Raw genomic sequence first — 1,624 nt, 5'->3', positions numbered from 1 at the left:
TAACGTAAATCATGAGGGGTTCGACTTTCATCTCATCCGGAAAAGAGTAAAGGCGTGGGGAATCCTGGAAAAGAGGGTGGGACAAAAGTGTTTTAGTCTAAGTAAAACCCGAACTAATTTGCCTTCTTACAGGCAAATTAGTTCGGGTTTTTATTTTGTTTAATGTACATTTAGATTTTAGCTCTTTCCAGCGGTTGCACGGAAATCATTAGCGGTATTAAGAACATACACTGAAATTGTTCGTCTTTATGTCGTGGTTTATTCGTTTTGTCCCTGTCCCTTTTTTTACGGTCAATTCAGTTCTTCAAGGAAGGCTTTCTTGAAAATATCCAGGAGATATTCAAGCGTAATAGGATCACTATAAGAAATCGCTTTTGTATCTAATTCTATGACTCTATTGTTTTTAACCGCAGGGATGTTCTTCCACGTCTGTGTTTCCAAGAATGAACCGTCGCCTTCCTGGTTTTTACTGAGGACGATGTAGTCCCCTGCAAACTCTGGCAGGACTTCAGTACTTAATGCATAATAGCCTGGGCCTAAAGCGTTTTCTTTTACTTTTTCCGGCATTTCAAGTTTCATAGTCTGATATAATAATTCTGTGCCTCTTGCCCAGTTATTCCCAAATACATAAGCTGACTTCGTATCATATTCAAAGACAGATACAGTGGCATCTTCGCCGATTTTTTCTTTGATCTCTTTTCCTGCTTCTTCAGCACGTGTTGTGAAATCATCGACCCAATTTCTTGCTTCCTTTTCTTTATTCAGGAGCTTGCCGATTTCGATTTGCTGTTCCAAGAAATCTAATTTCCCCCACGTGTAGGCGACAGTAGGAGCGATTTCACTCATCTTATCAATATTCTTCGATTGGGAACCTGCTATGATCAGGTCGGGCTCCAGCTCAACTATTTTCTCGATATTTTCATCAGATACGACTTCAATTCCCTCTAATTTCTCTTCAAACAGGGGATTCGTGTTTGTCCATTGATCGACACCGACAATTTTACCGTCGAGGGCAAGCACGTTAGGCGCGTTAGAAAGGGCAACAATACGAGTAGGGTTTGCAGGTACCTCAACTGGGCCGTTTTCTGATTGATATGTAATTGTTTCTGGTGCTGAATTCTTATTGTCATTTGCGTTCCCTTTTTCAGTCTTTGCCGTCTCGGTGTTTCCGCAGGCATTAAGAATGAACAGAGCCATGAGCAAGAATGGGATAAGTATTTTTTTCAATGTGTGTTCCTTCTTTCTAATTAATATTGATAATCATTCTCATTGTCACTTTAAATATACTAAGGATGATTATCTTTGTCAATAAAAATTAGTAATGGGATAAAGTTAGGATCATTTCGGGTTTTTTTCAATATAGGGGTTTAATAAAAAGGGTTCGTGCCTTTTTTGTTGAAGTTATTGTTATGCATGAGGATGTATCGTGCAGGCTTAATAAAATGTCTCTTTACATTTTTTTAAAGAAGGATGTTGGTATGAAAAATGCAGTGAAAGAAGCCTCCTAAGACAATGATAAGTTAATTAGGAGGCGTTAAATATGAAATTCATCAAAATTAATCGTGACACTTGGTATCGAAAAGAATACTTTGAACACTTTTTAAATCAACAAACAACATTCAGT

The 1,624-nt window shown here is 38.0% G+C and carries 1 protein-coding gene and 1 pseudogene; one reads left to right on the top strand and one right to left on the bottom strand.

The window, feature by feature from the left end:
* Positions 1-291: 291 nt before the first annotated feature.
* On the bottom strand, positions 292-1,227 hold the full coding sequence (locus HP456_RS23735) for an iron-hydroxamate ABC transporter substrate-binding protein (protein ID WP_172255611.1): 936 nt from the start codon (positions 1,225-1,227) through the stop codon (positions 292-294).
* 313 nt (positions 1,228-1,540) lie between these two features.
* Here HP456_RS23735 and HP456_RS23730 point away from each other — a divergent pair.
* Positions 1,541-1,624 (top strand): annotated as a pseudogene (locus HP456_RS23730) (type A chloramphenicol O-acetyltransferase); the annotation flags it as partial.

It is taken from the genome of Bacillus haikouensis, from assembly GCF_013179555.1.
Lineage (GTDB): Bacteria > Bacillota > Bacilli > Bacillales > Bacillaceae_B > Rossellomorea > Rossellomorea haikouensis_A.
The sequence above is the reverse complement of the archived record's forward strand: the minus strand, read 5'-3'. Positions and strand labels throughout refer to the sequence as shown.